This is a genomic window from Mesorhizobium waitakense (genome assembly GCF_056431085.1).
The window spans coordinates 1-2,412 of sequence record NZ_JBWKME010000209.1 but is presented as its reverse complement, the minus strand read 5'-3'; the positions used below and the strand labels follow the sequence as shown (position 1 = coordinate 2,412).

Below are 2,412 nucleotides of genomic sequence, written 5' to 3'. Positions count from 1 at the left end.
GTGGTTTCGGTCCAGGGCATCATGATCTCCGTCGAATCTCAGCAATCCGACTGAATCACAACCCGCTGAAATCACTCACTTCTTTTTGGAGCAGACACTAAGAGTTCTTCGCAGCCGCCGGAGTCATTCGCCCGCCAGTTGCTTGTCTTGATTTTGTCACGCCACAGGACTAAGCGGCAGGTGCACGCGCCGGACCGCCGTGCCATCCGACACGAGCTTCAATCCGAACGCACCCTGGCCCCAACAAGGGAGACCCGGCGATGATCAAGGCCTTCGTCGTGGACAATGACCGCCTGCGCGTCATCGACGATCTCCTGGCAAACGGCGAGAACGTCGTCTGGGCCGACCTGCTCAACCCGACCAGGGAAGAGGAAGTGGCAATCGAAAGCTGGCTCGGCGTCGCCATTCCGACGCGCGAGGAGATGGAGGAGATCGAGATTTCGAGCCGCCTCTATGTCGAGGACGGCGCCTACTTCATGACCGCCACCCTGCCCGCCCAGACAGAGGTCGACGATCCGCTGATGTCGCCGGTCACTTTCGTGCTCGCCGGCACCAGGCTGATCACCGTGCGCTATCACGAACCGAAGGCATTCAAGACCTTTCCGCAGCGCGCCGAGAAGGTGGCGACCGGCTGCACCAGCGGCGACACCATCCTCATCGGGTTGCTGGAGGCAATCGTCGATCGCCTCGCCGATATCCTGGAGCGCGCCGGCCGCGACATCGAGGCGATTTCGCGCGATATCTTCGAGGCGCCGTCGACCAAGGTTTCCAAGCGCAATCGCGATTTCCAGGAACTCCTGAAAGCCATCGGCCGCAAGGAGGACATCGCCTCCTCGATCCGCGACAGCCTGATCTCGCTGCAGCGCTTGGCCGGTTTCTTCGCCCACGCCTCGACCCGGACCAAGATGAGCAAGGACACCAAGGCGCGCATCAAGACGCTGTCGCGCGACGTGCTGTCGCTCGCCGACCACGCCACCTTCCTGTCGCAGAAGATCAGCTTCCTGCTCGATGCCACGCTCGGCATGATCTCGATCGAGCAGAACGCCATCATCAAGATCTTCTCGGTCGCCGCCGTCATCTTCCTGCCGCCGACGCTGGTGGCTTCGATCTATGGCATGAATTTCGACATCATCCCCGAGCTCAAATGGCAGCTCGGCTATCCCTTCGCCATCGGCCTGATGATCCTGTCGGCGATCCTGCCCTTCTGGTATTTCCGCCGCCGCGGCTGGCTTTGACCCGTCCGCCAAAGCTTATTCGGCCGCGACGTGGCGCTATAGAAATCTCTTGACCAAACGGCGCCCTGCCTGCATCCGGAAACCCCGATCCGAAATCGTGGGTCTATGAACCGGATACCAGACCATGACTGCAAAAACCTGGGCCTATGAGGACTTCGTCGAGGGCGTATCGCTCGACCTCGGCAGCAAGCTGGTGAGCGCCGCCGAGATCATTGCATTCGCCACGGAATTCGACCCACAGCCGATGCATCTCGATGAGGAAGCCGGCAAGGCGAGTATCCTTGGCGGGCTGGCGGCGTCGGGCTGGCACACCTGCGCCATATTCATGCGCATGCTGTGCGACGCCTTCCTGCTGGACTCCACCTGCCAGGGCGCGCCCGGCGTCGATCAGGTCAAATGGAAGAAGCCGGTTCTGGCCGGCGACATGCTTACCGGCAGCCTCGTCGTTGTTGCCAAACGCCTCTCCAAATCGAAGCCGCAGCTCGGTTTCGTGACGATGCGCAGCGAGATGTTCAACCAGCGCGGCGAAAGCGTCTTCGAGCTCGAAAACTCCGTCATGTTCCTCACGCGCGATGCTGCGGGGAGCCCCGCATGACACTGGACGAATTCTTCCGCATCGACACCACCGTTACGCTCGGCTCGCACACATTCGAGCCCGAGGCGATCAAGGCGTTCGCCAGAAAATACGACCCGCAGATTTTCCATATCGACGAGGAAGCCGCCAAGAAGAGCGTGCTCGGCGGGCTCTGCGCGTCCGGCTGGCACACCGCCGCGACCTGGATGAAACTCAATCTGGAAAGCCGCATGGACGCCGAGATCGCCGCGTGGAGCGGCCCCGGCCCGGTGCCGGAATTCGGCCCCTCGCCCGGCTTCAAGAACCTGAAATGGCTGAAGCCGGTTTATGCCGGGCAAACGATCACCTTCACGCGTACGGCACTTTCCCACCGCCCGATCACCTCACGCCCCGGCTGGCGGCTGCTGGCGCTGCGTGCCGAGGCCTTCGATTCGACCGGCGACAAGGTGCTGGAGTTCGAAAGCGCAGTGCTGGTGAAGGTGGAGTAAGCCCGGCGCTCTTCCCTTCTCCCCTTGTTGTGGGAGAAGACGTCGGTGCTCCCTGGAACACCCTTTGTGTGTATCGAATCTGCGAAAGTGTGGGTGCCACGGACCGGGTGCTTGC

3 protein-coding genes are annotated in these 2,412 nt (G+C 61.8%); all 3 read left to right on the top strand.

Features of this window, described 5'->3' with window-relative positions; all coding sequences use genetic code 11:
• Positions 1-260: 260 nt before the first annotated feature.
• The 3 genes from corA (at position 261) to AC07FD_RS37730 (ending at position 2,297) form a co-directional block, all read left to right on the top strand.
• Positions 261-1,235, top strand: a complete 975-nt coding sequence (corA, locus tag AC07FD_RS37740; RefSeq protein ID WP_478353951.1) for a magnesium/cobalt transporter CorA — start codon at positions 261-263, stop codon at positions 1,233-1,235.
• 124 nt (positions 1,236-1,359) lie between these two features.
• Positions 1,360-1,830 (top strand): MaoC family dehydratase, encoded by a 471-nt coding sequence (locus tag AC07FD_RS37735; protein WP_478353950.1) that lies wholly within the window; start codon positions 1,360-1,362, stop codon positions 1,828-1,830.
• A complete protein-coding gene (locus AC07FD_RS37730; RefSeq protein WP_478353949.1) occupies positions 1,827-2,297 on the top strand; it encodes a MaoC family dehydratase in 471 nt (156 codons plus the stop codon). Before AC07FD_RS37735 ends, AC07FD_RS37730 begins: the two co-directional genes overlap by 4 nt.
• Positions 2,298-2,412: the final 115 nt, after the last annotated feature.